The organism is Kocuria sp. CNJ-770 (genome assembly GCF_001942375.1).
In the GTDB taxonomy this organism is placed as follows: Bacteria; Actinomycetota; Actinomycetes; order Actinomycetales; family Micrococcaceae; genus Kocuria; species Kocuria oceani.
Genome location: NZ_MKJW01000102.1, coordinates 15,086 through 32,116, shown reverse-complemented (window position 1 = coordinate 32,116; position 17,031 = coordinate 15,086). Strand labels below are relative to the sequence as shown.

The window sequence follows — 17,031 nt, the reverse complement described above, 5'->3', positions numbered from 1 at the left end:
TACGGTACGTCCACCGCCAGGCCCGGGGCTTCTTCCGCGCCACGAGGTCCTCGGGGCCGGGGGCCGCCTAGGAGTTCGGCGCCTTGACCGTGTAGATGGCGCCGGTCGTCACGTCCTCCTCCAGCGCCTCGAGCGTGCGCCCGCGGGTCTCCGGGACCTGGGTGTAGACGAAGAGCAGCGCCAGCGCGCCGACCCCGGCGAAGAGGAAGAACGTCCCCGTGATCCCCACCGCGGCGACCAGGGAGGGGAAGTAGAGGGACAGGACGCCGTTGGCGACCCACAGCATGAAGACGGACACGCCGATCCCCACGCCGCGCATGTGCAGCGGGAACACCTCGGAGAGGTAGACCCACACGGCGACGTTGAGGAAGGTCTGCATGGAGCCGACGAAGGCCACCACCAGGGCCAGGATCACGAAGGGCCGCAGCGGGTTGCCCTCCTCCAGCAGCATCGAGGAGGCGCCGATCAGCAGGTGGCAGACGGTGGTGAGCGTCAGGCCGATCATGAAGGTCTTGCGCCGGTCGAGCCGGTCCATGAGGTACAGGGCGATGAAGCCGCCGACCACGGCGATCACGCCGGGGGCGATGTTGGCGATCAGGGCCGCGTTGGCGCTGAAGCCCGACTCGATCAGCACGATCTGCCCGTAGTACATGATCGAGTTGATCCCGGTGAGCTGCTGGGCGATGCCCAGGCCGATGCCGACGAGCAGGATGCGGATCAGGTTCTTGTTGGACAGGATCGCGCCCAGGCCGATCTGGTGCTCGGCGCGCTCCTCCTCCGCCACGTGCTCGACCTCGCCGAGCTCGGCGATCGCCCGCTCCTCGGAGCGCACCGTCTTGAGCACCTCGAGGGCCTCACGGTGGCGGCCCTTCTCCACGAGCCACCGCGGGGACTCCGGCATCCGGAGCATCCCGATGAACAGGGCCACGGCCGGCAGCGCGGAGATCGCGAACATGACGCGCCACACGCTCGGGGACTCGCTGAAGACGTTGCCGATGATCGCGTTGATCACGAACGCCGAGAGCTGGCCGATCACGATGGCCACCTCGTTGCGGCCCGCGATCGAGCCGCGGATCTCGTAGGGGGCCAGTTCCGCGAGGAAGACGGGCACCACGGCGGAGGCCCCGCCCACGGCGAGCCCGAGGCAGATGCGCCCGGCGACCAGCACCTCGTAGCCGGGCGTGAACACCACGATCATCGTCCCGACGAAGAACAGGACGGAGAGCAGGAGGATGGTCCGCCGGCGCCCCCAGGCGTCGGAGATGCGACCTCCGGAGAGCGCGCCGACGGCGGCGGCGAAGACGAGCGAGCTGGTGACCACGCCCTCCGTGAACGGCGTCAGACCGAGCTCCTCCGACATAGGACGCAGCGCACCGTTGATCACGCCGGTGTCGTAGCCGAAGAGCAGACCGCCGAAGCAGGCCACGATGGAGATGAGGCCGAGGCGCTTGCGATGTGGTCCGGAGGTCAGCGGAGGCAGCGCAGCCGCTGTCTCGCGTGGTGACGATGTGGCCATCGAAGGTTCCTTTGTTCGTGCGCAACCGGTGCGCTCTGCACAGTGTGATGATCTCGCCGGGTCGGCGCGTCCCTCACGGAGTGACGCACGTCTCACTGGTTCGGATGTCCTTATGTTAGGACATATGGCGCGGCCAGGAAACCCCTCCAGGAAATTCCTGTGATCGGCGCAACATGTCGCGGTCGCCCCGGTGACGTCCTGAGCGCCGGGCGCGCCGGTCGCGCCGGCGGCCCCGGACCTCGGCCGCACGCCCTTCGGGGGCGGGGTGACGGGCCCGGCCGGCACCGGCGGTGCCGCGGCGGAGGTGTCTAGACGAACAGGAGCACCACGACCGCCGCGGGGCCCGTCCAGCGCAGCGACCGGCCGGTGAGGTTGTGCACCATCCCCAGCAGCGTGCAGCAGATCAGCGCCGTGGCCGCGGAGGTCCAACCGCCCAGGACCAGGCCGGGCAGGGCGAGCAGGATCCCCAGGATCAGCCCGCCCACCGGAGCCGCCTGCGTCCAGCGACCGGGGCGGCGCAGCTCCACCGCCCGCTGCACGCACGTCAGCACGAGGGCCAGCAGCAGGGACCGGCCCACGTGGTAGGCCGCGAAGCCGACCATGCCCAGCCAGGCGCCCCCGCCGTAGTCGGCGTAGAGGTCGAGGTAGAGCTGGACCGGCTGGAGCCGCCACTGGCCCACGAGGAAGACGGGCAGGATCACCCCGAGCAGGACCGCGAGCACGAACAGCACGAGTGCGGTGGTGGTCCGCCGGTGGTCGAGCGCGGGGGAGTAGGTGGGGGGCTGCGGGGTGACGGGGTCCGCCGCCCGGTGGCGCAGCCACGCCACGAGCCCGCGCTGGATCCCGAGCCAGGCCGCGCCCAGGCACAGCCAGGCGAAGACCTGCCAGCCCAGGGGATACACGTCGGGGATCTCCCCGGTGACCGTGAGCACCGTGCCGTCGACCACGGCCTCCAGGCCGAGGGCCACGAAGGCGAAGGTCGCGATGGAGACGAGGAAGCCGGGGTCGGCGGGGGCGAACGCCCGGTTCTCGGGGGTGTCGACGGAGCTCATGGGGCCAGTCAATCAAGAAACGCCCGGGAACTCGTGCGCGGGCCCGGTTGTGGCCGCCGATTCAGCATGGACTACAGTCTCGTACAGGGAGTGCCCCGGCACGTCCCGCGCCCGGGAACGGCTCCGCGGAACGGTCCGGACGCATGCCTCAGGTCTCGGCCCGGGGATGCGCGGCGCTCCGTTCACCATCAGGTCGGAGGACGACCCGCCTACTGCCCGGGCCGTCGCCGATCCACGACTTCGACGAAGAAGGGCATTCACCCGTGGACCTGTTCGAATACCAGGCACGCGACCTGTTCGAGAAGCACGGCGTCCCCGTGCTCCAGGGCATCGTCGCGACCACCCCGGAAGAAGCAAAGGCCGCCGCCGAGAAGATCGGCGGCGTCACCGTCGTGAAGGCCCAGGTCAAGGTCGGAGGGCGCGGCAAGGCCGGTGGCGTGAAGGTCGCCAAGACCGCCGACGAGGCCTACGAGTACGCCCAGCAGATCCTCGGCATGGACATCAAGGGCCACACGGTCCACCGCGTGATGATCGCCCAGGGCGCCGACATCGCCGAGGAGTACTACTTCTCGATCCTGCTGGACCGCGCCAACCGCTCCTACCTGGCCATGTGCTCCGTCGAGGGCGGCGTGGAGATCGAGCAGCTCGCCGTGGAGCGGCCCGAGGCCCTCGCCCGCGTCGAGGTCGTCCCCACCGAGGGGATCACCGAGGACAAGGCCCGCGAGATCGTGGCGCAGGCGAAGTTCGACGAGGAGACCGCCGCCGGGGTCGTGCCGGTCCTGGTCAAGCTGTGGGACGTCTTCAAGAAGGAGGACGCCACCCTGGTGGAGGTCAACCCGCTGGTCAAGACCGGCGACGGGAAGATCATCGCCCTCGACGGCAAGGTCACCCTCGACGAGAACGCCGAGTTCCGTCAGGCCGACCACGCCGAGCTCGTCGACAAGTCCAGCGCCGACCCCCTCGAGGAGAAGGCCAAGGAGCACGACCTGAACTACGTCAAGCTCGACGGCGAGGTCGGCATCATCGGCAACGGCGCGGGCCTGGTCATGTCCACCCTGGACGTCGTCGCCTACGCGGGGGAGAAGCACGGCAACGTCAAGCCGGCCAACTTCCTGGACATCGGCGGCGGTGCCTCGGCCGAGGTCATGGCCGCGGGCCTGGACGTCATCCTCAACGACCCGCAGGTCAAGTCCGTGTTCGTCAACGTCTTCGGCGGGATCACCGCCTGCGACGCCGTGGCCAACGGCATCGTGAAGGCCCTGGAGATCCTCGGCGACGAGGAGGACAAGCCGCTCGTGGTCCGCCTGGACGGCAACAACGTCGAGGAGGGCCGGCGCATCCTCGCCGCCGCCAACCACCCGCTGGTGACCCTCGCCGAGACGATGGACGAGGGTGCGGACAAGGCCGCCGAGCTCGCCCACGCCGCCAACTGATCCGCCGACCGGACGAACACTTCTAAGGAACGAACAGCAATGTCTATCTTTTTGAACAAGGACTCCAAGGTCATCGTTCAGGGCATCACCGGCGGCGAGGGCACCAAGCACACCGGCCGGATGCTCGCCGCGGGGACCCAGGTCATGGGCGGGGTCAACGCCCGCAAGGCCGGCACCACCGTGGCCCACCGGGACCAGGACGGCAACGACGTCGAGCTGCCGGTCTTCGGCACCGTCGCCGAGGCCGTCGAGAAGACCGGCGCGGACGTGTCGATCGTCTTCGTGCCGCCGGCCTTCACCAAGGACGCCGTGATCGAGGCCATCGACGCCGAGGTCCCGCTCGTCGTGGTCATCACCGAGGGCATCCCGGTGCAGGACTCCGCGGAGTTCTGGGCCTACGCGAAGTCGAAGACCGATGCGGACGGCCGGCAGACCACCCGGATCATCGGCCCGAACTGCCCCGGCATCATCACCCCGGGCGAGTCGCTGGTGGGGATCACCCCGGCGAACATCACCGGCAAGGGCAAGATCGGCCTGGTCTCCAAGTCCGGGACCCTGACCTACCAGATGATGTACGAGCTGCGGGACATCGGGTTCACCACCGCCATCGGCATCGGCGGCGACCCGGTCATCGGGACCACCCACATCGACGCCCTCGAGGCGTTCGAGGCGGATCCCGAGACCGAGGCCATCGTGATGATCGGCGAGATCGGCGGCGACGCCGAGGAGCGTGCCGCGGACTTCATCAAGGCCAACGTCACGAAGCCGGTCGTGGGCTACGTCGCGGGCTTCACGGCCCCCGAGGGCAAGACCATGGGGCACGCCGGCGCGATCGTCTCGGGCTCCTCGGGCACCGCCCAGGCCAAGAAGGAGGCGCTCGAGGCCGCCGGCGTGAAGGTCGGCAAGACGCCGTCCGAGACCGCCCAGCTGATGCGGGAGATCTTCGAGGGCAAGTGACCCGGCGGGCCCCGGCCCGTCGACCGGCACACGGGAAGGCCCGTCCACGGTGTTTCGTGGACGGGGCCTTCCCGTGTGCCGGCTCGTGCGGCTCAGAGCTCTCCGGTGAGGAACTGGGCGACGCCCCGGCCGAAGGACCAGTCCTCGCGGGTGTTCTCGGTGACGGAGACGATCAGGTCCTGCGGGTCCAGGCCGGTCCGCTGCTCGAGCCGGTCGGCCAGGGCCCGGTACATGGCCTGCTTCTGGGCCTCGCTGCGGCCCTGCTGGACGACCTGGACCACGACGAGGTCGTCGGTGCGGCTCAGGCCCAGGCCCGTGTCCTCGGCGATGATCTGTCCGGGCCGGTGCTCGGTGATGATCTGGTAGCGGTCCCGGGGCGGGGCGGCGAAGGTGTCGAGCATGACGCCCTGGACGACGTCCGCCAGGGCGCGGAGCTGCTCGGGGGTACGGCGGTTCTCGGTGACGTCGATGCGCACGAGGGGCACGGCGGGGCCTTTCGGTCGAATGGTGCGGAAGGGGTCACGGGCAGGGCGGTCCAGGCCGGGCGGTCCAGGCCGGGCCTGGGCCGGGCGGAGCGGCGGTCGGGTCGTGGCGCCGCTCGGGGCGGTGTCGGCCCGGCCCCGGGACGCCGTGGATCCGGCTCCGTGCGGTCGGAGCTCCTCCACGATCACCCGTGCCGCCCACTATGTCAAGACATATTTACATAATTGCCGGCGGGCGGTGCCGGCCGGCGTCCGTCCCGCTCCGGGCGCGCCACTGCGGGGCTCGGAGGTGCTGGTGGCCTCCCGTGCCCGGCGGGTGCGGGCCGCATAAGACGGTATGTCTTTACAAACTGACCTGGGTCGGTATTCTGGTTGTGATCCCGACCACTGATCGCCCCGTCGCCCGGACGACGGACCGTGGCGGTGACCAGGTACCAGAACCAGGAAGCAGGTCATCATGGCGCAGCAGAACGCGACCACCGCGACCGCCGGCGCGGCGGCACAGCAGCAGAACCCCGTGCTCATCGGCACGGCCCCGGACTCGTGGGGCGTGTGGTTCCCCGACGACCCGCAGCAGACCCCCTGGGAGCGGTTCCTCGACGAGGTGGCCGAGGCAGGGTACTCCTGGATCGAGCTGGGGCCCTACGGCTACCTGCCCACCGATCCCGCCCGGCTCGCCGACGAGCTCGCCCAGCGGAACCTCAAGGTCTCGGCGGGCACCGTCTTCACCGCCTTCCACCGCGGGGCAGACCAGTGGCAGGAGGCCTGGGAGCCCGCCCGGAAGGTCGCCGAGCTGACGGCCGCCATGGGCGGCGAGCACATCGTGGTCATCCCCGCCATGTGGCGCGACGACGTGACGGGCGACGCGCTCGAGAACGAGCACCTGAGCACGGAGCAGTGGAACGCCCTGTGCGCGGGCCACGACCGGCTCGGGAAGGTGCTGCGCGAGGAATTCGGCCTCCAGCAGCAGTTCCACTCCCACGCGGACTCCCACGTCTGCGGCCAGCCCGACATCGAGACGTTCCTGCAGCGCACCGATCCCGAGCTCGTGACCCTGTGCCTGGACACCGGTCACGCCGAGTACGGCGGGGCGTCCTCGGTGGACCTGATCCGCAAGTACCCCGAGCGGATCGGCTACCTGCACCTGAAGCAGATCGACCCCGTGGTCCTCGAGCGCGTGCGCCGGGAGAACATGACCTGGGCCGCCGCCAACCTCGCCGGCGTCATGGTGGAGCCCCCCGTCGGCCTGCCGGACCTCGCCGCGGTGATCGCGGAGGTCGAGAAGCTCGACCGGCCGATCTTCGGCATCGTCGAGCAGGACATGTACCCCGTCTCCTCCTTCGACGTCCCGCTGCCCATCGCCACCCGCACCCGCTCCTACCTGCTGGGCTGCGGCTCCCGCACGAGCGTCCGCTGACCCGCCCCGGCACCACCGACCTGGAGAACCGTCCATGAAGATCGCTCTCGACCCCACCCCGTTCCACCACTCCCACTCCCTGCTCGAGTTCCCCGCGCTCGCGGCCGAGCTCGGCTACGAGTACCTGCAGCTGACCCCGCACGCGGACTTCCTGCCCTTCTTCAACCACCCCAAGGCCGACGACCAGCTCGTGGCGGACCTGCGCCGGGCCTGCCGCGACGCCGGCGTGCAGATCGCCTCGGTGCTGCCGGTGCTGCGCTGGTCCTCCCCGGACCCCGACGCCCGGGAGGCCGCGGTGCGCTACTGGAAGCGCGCCATCCGGATGACCGTGGACCTCGGCGTGACCCAGATGAACACCGAGTTCCAGGGCCGGCCCGAGCTGGCCGAGGAGTCCGAGCGGGCGTTCTACCGCTCCGTGGAGGAGCTGCTCCCGCTGATCGAGCGGGAGGGCGTGCACATCGCGATCGACCCGCACCCCGACGACTTCGTCGAGCAGGGTCTCGCCGCGTGGCGCGTCATCCGCGGCGTGAACTCCCCGCACCTCGGCTTCGCCTACGTGGCCCCGCACACCTTCCACATGGAGGACGCCCCCCTCGAGATCATGGCCGCCGTAGGGGACCGGCTGCGCGTGGTGCACGTCGCCGACACCATGGACCACCACCGCTCGCACGGGCTGCGCTACATCACCAACCCGCCGGGCGCCCCGGCCCGGGTGCACCAGCACCTGAAGATCGGGGACGGCGACGTCGACTGGGACGAGTTCTTCGGCGGGCTCGCGGCCAACGGCTTCCTCGACCGCGAGGACACCGTGATGGTCTCCTCGGTCTTCGCCGAGAACGAGAACGCCGTGGAGGTCTCCCGGTACCAGCTGGAACAGATGCGCGAGCGCGCCGCCGCGGCGCAGAAGGTGGAGGTGAAGGCGTGAGCTACGACGTCGTGACCCTGGGACGCATCAGCGTCGACATCTACCCCGACGACGTCGGGGTCGGCCTCGAGGACGTGACCACGTTCCGCAAGTACCTCGGCGGCTCCCCGTCCAACGTGGCCGTGGCCGCGGCCCGCCACGGCGAGTCCGCCGCGGTGATCACCCGCACCGGCGACGACCCGTTCGGCACCTACCTGCACCGCGAACTCGTCCGCTACGGCGTGGACGACCGGTTCGTCACGGCCGTGCCGGGGCTGCAGACCCCCGCCACGTTCTGCGCGATCCGCCCGCCGGAGGACTTCCCGCTGTACTTCTACGGCCGGTTCCCCACGGCCCCGGACCTGCAGATCCGCCCCGAGGAGATCGACGCCGAGGCCGTGCGCGAGGCGCGCATCCTGTGGTCCACGGTCACCGGGCTGTGCCAGGAGCCGTCCCGCTCCGCCCACCTCGCCGCGCACGAGGCCCGCCCCCGGGAACAGCTGCGCGCGGACCAGCACACGATCCTGGACCTCGACTACCGCCCGATGTTCTGGAGCACCGAGGAGGAGGCCCGGGCCCAGGTGCACGAGCTGCTGCAGCACGTGAGCATCGCCATCGGCAACGACAAGGAGTGCGCGGTGGCCGTCGGGGAGGGGACCCCCGACGAGCAGGCCGACCGGCTGCTCGCGGCCGGCGTGCGCATCGCCGTGGTCAAGCTCGGCCCGGAGGGCGTGATGGCCAAGACCCGCGACGAGCGCGTGGTCTCCGCGCCCGTCCCGGTCGAGACCGTCAACGGCCTCGGCGCCGGGGACTCCTTCGGCGGCGCCTTCTGCCACGGCATCAACCAGGGCTGGCCGCTCGAGCAGGTGCTCGACTACGCCAACGCCTCCGGTGCCATCGTCGCGTCGAGGATCTCCTGCTCGGACGCCATGCCCACCCCCGACGAGGTATTCCAGCTGCTGCGCGAGCGCGGCCGCGCCGTTCCCGAAGGAGCCACCCGATGACGACCACGTCCCCCGCCGAGCTCGACACGGCCGATCCGCGCCGCTACGAGCACCTGTCCCGGATCCGGCTCGAGGACCCCCGGGCCGTCCAGCGCGCCGCCGACTCCCGGCGCCGCCACCCCGGCCCCGTGCACGGGCGGCAGAACTTCGTGGTCGCCGCCGACCACGCCGCCCGCGGCGCCCTCAGGGTGCGCGGGGAGCACGACGCCATGGCCGACCGGCGCAGCCTGCTCGACCGGCTGCAGATCGCCCTGGCCAACCCCCAGGTGGACGGCGTCCTCGCCTCCCCGGACGTGCTCGACGACCTGCTGCTGCTCGGGGCGCTCGACGGCAAGCTGGTCTTCGGCTCCATGAACCGCGGAGGCCTGCCCGGTCTGGTCAACGAGATCGACGACCGCTTCACCGGGCACACCGCGGAGGCGCTGGACAAGATCGGCGCCGACGGCGGGAAGATGCTCACCCGCATCTGCTTCGAGGACCCGCACACCACCTCGGTGCTGGAGAACACCGCCCGGGCGGTGGACTCCCTCGCGGCGCTGGGGCTGATCGCCATGGTCGAGCCGTTCATCTCCCGGGCCACCGGCACCGGGATCGTCAACGACCTCTCCGCCGACGCCGTGATCCAGTCCGTGGCCATCGCCCAGGGACTCGGCGGCACGTCGTCGCACACGTGGATGAAGCTGCCCGTGGTGGAGGAGATGGAGCGGGTCATGGCGGCCACCACGCTGCCCACCGTCCTGCTGGGCGGGGACCCGAGCGGCCGGCCGGACGAGGTCTTCGCGACCTGGGGGGCCGCGCTGGCGCTGCCCGGCGTCCAGGGCCTCACCGTCGGGCGCACCCTGCTGTACCCGGAGGACGGCGACGTCGCCGGGGCCGTCGCCACCGCAGCCTCCCTGCTGAAGGGCCACCCCGTCGAGGAAGGAGCCGCCCGATGAGCACCCGCACCCTCTCCGTGTCCCAGGCGCTCGTCGCGTTCCTGGCCAACCAGTGGACCGTGGACCGGATCGGCGCCGAGGAGCACCGGCAGCGCACGATCCCGGGCATGTTCGGCATCTTCGGGCACGGCAACGTGGCCGGCGTGGGCCAGGCGCTCAAGCAGTTCCAGGCCGAGGACCCCACGGTCATGCCCTACTACCAGGGCCGCAACGAGCAGGCCCAGGTGCACCAGGCCGTCGGCTACGCCCGGCACACCCGCCGCCGGGCCACCTTCGCGGTGTCCACCTCGATCGGCCCCGGGGCCACGAACATGGTCACGGGTGCCGCGCTGGCCACCACCAACCGGCTGCCGGCGCTGCTGTTCCCCTCGGACCAGTTCGCCACCCGCACCCCGGACCCGGTGCTGCAGCAGCTGGAGCGCCCCGACGCGGGCGACATCACGGTCAACGACGTGTTCCGCCCGGTCTCCCGCTTCTTCGACCGCGTGGTGCGGCCCGAGCAGCTCTTCTCGGCGCTGCTGTCCGGCATGCGCGTGCTCACGGACCCGGCCGAGACCGGGGCGGTGACGATCGCGCTGCCGCAGGACGTGCAGGCGGAGGCTCTCGAGGTGCCCGAGGAGTTCCTCGCCCCGCGCGAGTGGCGAATCCGCCGCCCCGCCCCGGAGGAGGAGGACGTCCGCGCGGCCGTCGCGGCGATCCGCGCCGCCGAGCGGCCGGTCGTCATCGCCGGCGGCGGCGTGCACTACGCCTTCGCCACCGAGGCGCTGCGGGAGTTCGCCGAGGCCACCGGCATCCCCGTCGCCTACACCCAGGCCGGCGTGGGGGTCATGGACTGGGACCACCCGCTGTGCCTGGGCGCCGTGGGCTCGACCGGCTCCACCGCCTCCAACGCGGTGGTCGCCGATGCCGACCTCGTGATCGGCATCGGTACCCGCTACGAGGACTTCACCACGGCCTCCCGCACCGCCTTCCAGCACCCGGACGTGCGCTTCGTCAACGTCAACGTCGCGGCGTTCGACGCCTACAAGCAGGGCAGCTCCGTCCCGATCGTCGCCGACGCCCGCAAGACCCTCGTCGAGCTGACCAAGGCGCTCGGCGGGTACCGGGTCGGCGGGGACCTGGCGGCGACCGTCGAGGCCGAGAAGCAGCGCTGGGACACCACCGTGGACGCCGCCTTCGGCGAGCGGCACCTGCCGCTGCCCAGCCAGAACGAGATCATCGGGGCCGTCAACGAGGCCATGGACGACCGCGACGTCGTCGTGTGCGCCGCCGGCTCGCTGCCCGGGGACCTGCACAAGATGTGGCGGGTCAAGGACCCGTACGGCTACCACGTGGAGTACGCGTTCTCGTGCATGGGCTACGAGATCGCCGGCGGACTCGGCGTGAAGCGGGCCGCGGTCGCCGAGGCCGAGCAGGCCGGCGCCCCGGAGGACGCCCGCGACGTCGTCGTCATGGTCGGCGACGGCTCGTACCTGATGATGCACACCGAGCTCGTCACGGCCGTGGCCGAGGGACTCAAGCTCGTGGTCGTGCTGATCCAGAACCACGGCTACGCCTCGATCGGCGCGCTGTCCGAACAGCTGGGGTCCCAGCGCTTCGGCACGAAGTACCGCTACCTCGACGGGGAGCGGCACAGCTTCGACGACGGCTCCACGCTGCCGATCGACCTCGCCACCAATGCGGAGTCCCTCGGTGTGCGCGTGCTGCGCGTCGAGTCCGGCGAGGGTGTCATCGACCGGCTGAAGGAAGCCGTGGCGCAGGCGAAGGCCGTGCCCGAGGGCTCCGGCCCCGTGCTCGTGCACGTGGAGTCGGACCCGCTGATCGACGCGCCCAGCTCCGAGTCCTGGTGGGACGTGCCCGTCACGGGCACCGCCACCCTGGACTCCACGAACGAGGCCTACGAGGTCTACCAGCAGCACAAGGCCCGGCAGCGTCCGCTGCTCGGGAACTGAAGGAGGAACCCATGACGCAGCAGACCCAGCAGCAGATCAAGCACGTCGAGCACTTCATCAACGGGGAGCGCACCGCCGGCACCGGGGACCGCACCCAGGAGATCTACAACCCCGCCACCGGTGAGGTGTCCGGCATCCTGCACCTGACCACGGACGAGGACCTCCAGGCCACGGTGGCCGCAGCCCGGAAGGCCGCCGACACGTGGGGCGACGTGTCCCTGGCCAAGCGCACCGCGGTGCTGTTCAAGTTCCGCGAGCTGGTGGCGGCCCACACCGACGAGCTGGCCGCGCTGATCACCGCCGAGCACGGCAAGGTCCTCTCCGACGCCAAGGGCGAGGTGGGCCGCGGCCTCGAGGTCGTCGAGTTCGCCTGCGGGATCGCCGAGCAGCTCAAGGGGGAGTTCTCCGACCAGTTCTCCACCGGCATCGACGTCTACTCCTTCCGCCAGCCCCTGGGCGTGGTCGCCGGCATCACCCCGTTCAACTTCCCCGTCATGGTGCCGCTGTGGATGGCCCCGGTGGCTATCGCCACGGGCAACGCGTTCATCCTCAAGCCCTCCGAGCGGGACCCGTCCCCGTCCCTGCTGATCGCCGAGCTGTGGCAGCGGGCCGGGCTGCCGGACGGCGTCTTCCAGGTGCTGCACGGCGGCAAGGAGGCCGTGGACGGGCTGCTGACCCACCCCGACGTCGACGGCATCTCCTTCGTCGGCTCCACCCCGATCGCGAAGTACGTGCACGAGACCGCCACCAAGCACGGCAAACGGGTGCAGGCCCTGGGCGGGGCGAAGAACCACGCCATCGTCCTGCCCGACGCCGACATGGACTCCGCGGCCGACAACCTCACGGCGGCGGCCTTCGGATCCGCCGGTGAGCGCTGCATGGCCGTCTCGGTCGCGGTGGCCGTGGGCGAGGCCGCGGACCTGCTCGTGGACAAGCTCGCCGAGCGGGCGAAGGACATCACCGTGGGCAACGGCATGGACGCCTCCTCCGACATGGGCCCGGTCATCACCCCGGCCTCCCGCGACCGCGTGCGGCGGATCGTCACCGCCGCCGAGGAGGCCGGCGCGGCCGTGGTCGTGGACGGGCGCGAGCTCATCGTGCAGGACCACGAGAACGGCTTCTTCGTCGGCCCGACCGTCCTCGACAGGGTCCGCCAGGACATGGAGGCCTACGAGGAGGAGATCTTCGGCCCCGTGCTGGTCGTCCTGCGCGTGGACAGCCTCGAGGAGGGCATCGAGATCATCAACGCCAACCCCTACGGCAACGGCACCGCGATCTTCACCTCGTCCGGGGCCTACGCCCGCCAGTTCAAGCGACGGGTGACCGTGGGCATGATCGGGGTCAACGTCCCGATCCCGGTGCCCGTGGCCTGGCACTCCTTCGGCGGCTGGAAGGCCTCCCTGTTCGGCGACCACCACATCTACGGTCCCGACGGCGTGCGCTTCTACACCCGCGGCAAGGCCGTCACCGAGCGCTGGCCCGAGCCGCACCACGCCTCCGGGGCGTCCTTCGCGTTCCCGTCCTCCGGGGACCACTGACCCGCACCCCGCCCCCGCGCCCCCGCCGGTGCCCCACCGGCGGGGGCGCGGTCCCGAACCACCCGTGCCCCACCGGGGCAGATGAAGGAGACCGACCATGAACACCCCGCTGCGCGTCGCCGTCGTCGGCGCAGGACGCATGGGCGCCGACCACATCGAGCGCCTCCACCGACGGATCAACGGCGCCGAGGTCGCCGCCGTCGTCGACATCGACCGGCCCCGCGCCGAGGCCGCCGTGGCCCACATCCCCGGCGCCGCGGCCCACACGGACCTGCAGGAGGTCCTCGACCGGGACGCCGCGGACGCCGTCCTGATCGCGACCCCCGGCTTCCTGCACGAGCAGGTGCTGCTGCCCGTCATCGAGCACGGCCTGCCCATCCTGTGCGAGAAGCCGCTCACCCCCGACGCCGATTCCTCCTGGCGCGTGGTCCAGGCGGAGGTCGCCGCGGGCCGCCGGCTGGTCCAGGTCGGCTTCATGCGCCGCTTCGACGCCGGCTACCTGAGCCTGCGCCGGATGATCGAGGAGAAGACCTACGGCGAGCTGCTGACCCTGCACCACCAGCACCGCAACCCCACCACCCGGCCGGGTTCACCAACGAGATGATCATCAACGACTCTGTGGTCCACGAGTTCGACGCCGTGCGGTTCTTCACCGGCGAGGAGATCACCTCCGTGCAGGTCCGGATCGGACGCTCCACCCGCAACGCGCCGGCGGGCCAGCGGGACCCCCAGCTCGTGCTCCTGGAGACCGAGTCCGGGATCCTCGCCCAGGTGGAGGTCTACGTCAACGCCCAGTTCGGCTACCAGGTCGCCACCCAGGCGTCCTTCGAGACGGGCATCGTCGGCATCGGCGGCGACCAGGAGCCCTACGTCCGCACCGCCGGCACCTGGGGCGGGTCCGTGACCCCCGGTTTCGAGGAGCGCTTCGTCGAGGCCTACGACCGCGAGATCCAGGCCTGGGTCGACGCGGCCGCCCGCGGGGGGATCGGCGGGCCCTCGGCCTGGGACGGCTACGCCACGGCGGCGTGCTGCGAGGCCGGCGTCCGCGCGCAGGCCAGCGGGGAGATCGTCCCCGTGCAGCTCCAGCCGAAGCCGGAGCTCTACGGCGCGGCCCAGATTCCGGCCCGCGCCTGAGGGGCCACGACGGGCCGGCGTCGGGGCGCGGCGGAGCCACGGCTCCACTGCGCCCCGACGCCGGTCCTCGGCGGGACTACCCGGTGCACCCGGGGCACCCCGTCGCCCGCCCGGGCAGGACATGGTGCCCGCTGCTCATGCGAGTGCGGACGGCAGGGCCGCGGACCCGGGACCCTCACCCCGCCCGCCGGGACGCCGCCGCCCGGGGGAGCCGCTCGGCGACGTGCGCGGCGGTCCCCGGCGGGAGCCGCAGCACGCTGAGCAGGGGCACCAGGAGCAGGGCCGCCATGGCGGCGAAGGCGACCCGGTACGGGAACAGGTCGCCGGCCTCGGGCCCGGCAGGGGCCGTGGTCGTGGCCAGCTGCAGGACCAGCGCTCCCACGGCGATCCCCAGACCGGTGGCCAGCTGCGCGCCGGTGGCGGACAGGGTGTTGGCCGAGGAGAGCCGGCCCGGCTCCACGTCGGCGAACTGCAGGGAGTTGTAGGCGGTGAAGCCGATCGAGCGCAGCGCCCCGCTGAGCAGCAGCAGGGCGGTCACGAGCCACAGGGGCGTCGCGGGCGTGAGGAGCAGGAACGCCGCGATGCAGGCGGCACCACCGGCCACGGAGCCGAGGAGGACGGCGCGGAACCCGAACCGGCGCAGCAGCGGCGTGGTGGCCGGCTTGACGCCCACGTTGCCGAGGAAGACCGCGGTGACCAGCAGCCCCGACTCCACGGGCGAGCGGCCGAAGCCGTCCTGGAACAGCAGCGGGAGCAGGAACGGGACCGAGCTGACGACCGCACGGTAGACCAGCCCGCCCGAGTTCGCCGCCCGGTAGCCGGCGATCCGGTAGACCCGCAGGTCCAGCAGGGGGTGCGCGCTGCGCAGCAGCCACCGGACGGCCGCGGCACCGCTGAGCGCGGCCGCGCACAGCAGCCCGGCCCCGGCCGGGGCCCACCGCGGGTCCGCGACGAGCTGCAGCCCGGCCACCAGCCCGAACACGGTGACCGTGGCGCCCAGCAGGCCGGGTGCGTCCAGGGGCCGCCGCTCGGTCTCCACGTCCCGGACGAGCCACAGGGCCGCCAGCAGGGCGGCCGCCCCCACCGGGACGTTGACCAGGAAGATCCAGTGCCAGCTCGCCCAGGAGGTCAGCAGCCCGCCCAGGAGCGGTGCCAGCACGGGGGCGAGCAGCGCCGGCCACGTGATCCAGGCGATCGCCCGCAGCAGGTCCCGCCGGTCCGTGGCCCGCAGCACCACGAGCTGTCCGACCGGGACCATGAGGGCCCCTCCGAGGCCCTGCAGGGCCCGTCCGGCCACGAGGGCCGGCAGGCTGCCGCTGGCCGCGCACAGCACGGAGGCCAGGGTGAAGACGACGATGGACGTGCAGAACACCCGCCGGGCCCCGAAGCGGCCGGCCAGCCACCCGCCCACGGGGATGAAGGTGGCCACCGTGACGAGGTAGACGGTCATCGCGAGGCCGACCTCGGCGCTGCCCACGCCGAGATCGGCCGCGATGCGCGGAGCCGCCGTCACGAGGATCGTGCCGTCGAGGTGTTCCATGAACAGCACCGCCGCCACGAGCAGCGCGAGCCGGCGGCTCCACGGCCGGGCGGGCTCCGGGTCCGCCGGGCCCGTCCGGGGCCGCTCGCCCGGCGGCGGCGCGGACGTGCTCAGCGCCCGAAGGGGAGGCGCGGGTCGATCGCCGCCTCGTCCCAGGTCCGGCGGATCCAGCCGTGGTGCGGGTCGTCGCTGATCAGCCACTCCCGCACCCGGCCGGGACCGGCCATGACGTTGAGGTAGTACATGTCGTAGCCGGGGGTCGCCATGGCCGGGCCGTGCCAGCCGTAGGGCACCAGGACGACGTCGCCCGAGCGCACCTCCGCCGCCACGTCGATGGGCCGGTCGTCGGAGGCGTAGACCCGCTGGTAGCCCATGGGATCGGGACCGCCCTCCTCCGGGGCGGGCATGCCGGCGGCGAGCTGCGTCTCGAAGTAGTAGATCTCCTCGAGGGCCGTCTCCCCGTCCTTCTCCTCGTCGTGCTTGTGCGGGGGATAGGAGGACCAGTTGCCCGCCGGGGTGAGCACCTCGCAGACGATGAACCGGTCGGCCTCCAGCGCCGCGGGCGTGCCGAAGTTGTGCACCTGCCGGGAGCACTGGCCCGCCCCGCGCAGCTCCACCGGGATCTCCGCACGGGCGACCAGCCGGGTCGGGTACTCCTCGCGCGCCGGGGCGGAGGCCACGGCCACCCGGCCGCCGGTCGCGGTGGACACGGTCAGGTCCCGGCGGACCCCGGTGTAGAGGACGTCGGTGGGGCCGGCGAAGACGGACGGGCGCCCGGCGAGGTCATACGTCTCACCACCGGTCTCGGCGGTGAAGCTGCCGGTCAGGGGCACCACGATGCGCTCCTCCTCGGCGGCGTCCAGGGTGATCCGGTCGCCCGGGCCGAGATCGGCCACGCGCAGGCCCGTGTGGGCCCAGCCGGGGACCTCGGTGGCGGAGTCGTGGCCGCCGAGGGAGACGAACCAGCCGTCCTGGGCGGCGGAGTCCTTGGGGTGGACCCATTCGGGGCGGGAGCTGTCGGTGTGCATGCGGTCGATGTGCCTTCCGGTGTCGTCGGGTGGTGCTGGTCGGATGTCGGGGCCCGGGGGCCGGGCGGTGCGCGGGGAGACGCGGGCGGGGCCGGGCCCGTGGAGGAGCTGCCGCCCGGGGCGGCGGGATCCGGGGCCG

13 protein-coding genes and 1 pseudogene are annotated in these 17,031 nt (G+C 72.0%); 9 read left to right on the top strand and 5 right to left on the bottom strand.

Annotated features, from left to right (window positions below; all coding sequences use genetic code 11):
• Positions 1-67 precede the first annotated feature (67 nt).
• Both BJF77_RS11765 and BJF77_RS11760 read right to left on the bottom strand, forming a co-directional pair.
• Positions 68-1,516: a sugar porter family MFS transporter gene (locus BJF77_RS11765; protein ID WP_075872281.1), complete on the bottom strand. Its 1,449-nt coding sequence runs from the start codon at positions 1,514-1,516 to the stop codon at positions 68-70.
• Between the two features lie 308 nt (positions 1,517-1,824).
• Positions 1,825-2,568, bottom strand: a complete 744-nt coding sequence (locus BJF77_RS11760; RefSeq protein WP_075872280.1) for a hypothetical protein — start codon at positions 2,566-2,568, stop codon at positions 1,825-1,827.
• Between the two features lie 263 nt (positions 2,569-2,831).
• Here BJF77_RS11760 and sucC point away from each other — a divergent pair, with 263 nt between their 5' ends.
• Together sucC and sucD are read left to right on the top strand one after the other, a co-directional pair.
• Positions 2,832-4,001, top strand: a complete 1,170-nt coding sequence (gene sucC, locus BJF77_RS11755) for an ADP-forming succinate--CoA ligase subunit beta (protein ID WP_075872279.1) — start codon at positions 2,832-2,834, stop codon at positions 3,999-4,001.
• 39 nt (positions 4,002-4,040) lie between these two features.
• The gene (gene sucD / locus BJF77_RS11750) at positions 4,041-4,958 is read left to right on the top strand and encodes a succinate--CoA ligase subunit alpha (protein ID WP_047804503.1); all 918 of its coding nucleotides are present in this window, start codon (positions 4,041-4,043) and stop codon (positions 4,956-4,958) included.
• A 92-nt stretch (positions 4,959-5,050) separates the two neighbouring features.
• On the opposite strand, the gene BJF77_RS11745 is transcribed toward sucD, so the two are convergent.
• Positions 5,051-5,443, bottom strand: a complete 393-nt coding sequence (locus BJF77_RS11745; RefSeq protein ID WP_047804504.1) for a tautomerase family protein — start codon at positions 5,441-5,443, stop codon at positions 5,051-5,053.
• 454 nt (positions 5,444-5,897) lie between these two features.
• On the opposite strand from BJF77_RS11745, the gene BJF77_RS11740 reads away from it, so the two are divergent.
• From BJF77_RS11740 to BJF77_RS11710, 7 genes and pseudogenes are all read left to right on the top strand, one after another.
• Entirely contained in the window at positions 5,898-6,857 is a 960-nt protein-coding gene (locus tag BJF77_RS11740; RefSeq protein ID WP_075872278.1) for a sugar phosphate isomerase/epimerase, read from the top strand.
• A gap of 34 nt (positions 6,858-6,891) precedes the next feature.
• Positions 6,892-7,782 (top strand): sugar phosphate isomerase/epimerase, encoded by an 891-nt coding sequence (locus BJF77_RS11735; RefSeq protein WP_075872277.1) that lies wholly within the window; start codon positions 6,892-6,894, stop codon positions 7,780-7,782.
• On the top strand, positions 7,779-8,765 hold the full coding sequence (iolC, locus tag BJF77_RS11730; RefSeq protein ID WP_075872276.1) for a 5-dehydro-2-deoxygluconokinase: 987 nt from the start codon (positions 7,779-7,781) through the stop codon (positions 8,763-8,765). Before BJF77_RS11735 ends, iolC begins: the two co-directional genes overlap by 4 nt.
• A complete protein-coding gene (locus BJF77_RS20100) occupies positions 8,762-9,700 on the top strand; it encodes a deoxyribose-phosphate aldolase (protein WP_075872275.1) in 939 nt (312 codons plus the stop codon). Before iolC ends, BJF77_RS20100 begins: the two co-directional genes overlap by 4 nt.
• Positions 9,697-11,652: a 3D-(3,5/4)-trihydroxycyclohexane-1,2-dione acylhydrolase (decyclizing) gene (gene iolD, locus BJF77_RS20095; RefSeq protein WP_075872274.1), complete on the top strand. Its 1,956-nt coding sequence runs from the start codon at positions 9,697-9,699 to the stop codon at positions 11,650-11,652. Before BJF77_RS20100 ends, iolD begins: the two co-directional genes overlap by 4 nt.
• An 11-nt stretch (positions 11,653-11,663) precedes the next feature.
• A complete protein-coding gene (locus BJF77_RS11715; RefSeq protein ID WP_075872273.1) occupies positions 11,664-13,190 on the top strand; it encodes a CoA-acylating methylmalonate-semialdehyde dehydrogenase in 1,527 nt (508 codons plus the stop codon).
• A 97-nt stretch (positions 13,191-13,287) separates the two neighbouring features.
• Positions 13,288-14,324 (top strand): annotated as a pseudogene (locus BJF77_RS11710) (Gfo/Idh/MocA family protein).
• Between the two features lie 175 nt (positions 14,325-14,499).
• Here the strand turns inward: BJF77_RS11710 and BJF77_RS11705 are convergent.
• Positions 14,500-15,864, bottom strand: a complete 1,365-nt coding sequence (locus BJF77_RS11705; protein WP_139318550.1) for an MFS transporter — start codon at positions 15,862-15,864, stop codon at positions 14,500-14,502.
• Positions 15,865-15,974: 110 nt separating this feature from the next.
• Positions 15,975-16,892: a 5-deoxy-glucuronate isomerase gene (gene iolB, locus BJF77_RS11700; protein WP_047804972.1), complete on the bottom strand. Its 918-nt coding sequence runs from the start codon at positions 16,890-16,892 to the stop codon at positions 15,975-15,977.
• Between the last annotated feature and the right edge of the window lie 139 nt (positions 16,893-17,031).